Source organism: Aedoeadaptatus nemausensis (assembly GCF_903819165.1).
GTDB lineage: Bacteria > Bacillota > Clostridia > Tissierellales > Peptoniphilaceae > Aedoeadaptatus > Aedoeadaptatus nemausensis.
Map to the genome: position 1 here is coordinate 1 of NZ_CAIJCS010000071.1, position 218 is coordinate 218.

1 pseudogene is annotated in these 218 nt (G+C 46.3%); it reads right to left on the reverse strand.

The features are described 5' to 3' along the window. Positions 1-218 (reverse strand): annotated as a pseudogene (locus PEPTYR26121_RS08975) (IS3 family transposase); the annotation flags it as partial.

Sequence of the window (218 nt, forward strand, 5' to 3'; positions counted from 1 at the left end):
GGTAGGGGCAGGTGTCGGTGCGTTTGATGGCTTCTTCTAGGCCTTTAAGCATGGTGACGCCGTTGGGTTGATCGGAGAGGACGTAGCTGATGATTTCCAAATTGTACAGGTCCATGTATGGATCGAGGTAGAGTTTCTTTGTTTGAAGTTTCCCCGTTTGATCTTCTTCGTAGTATTTGAATTCTGTGGTGTCGGTGGTAATTTTTTGGTAAGGGATG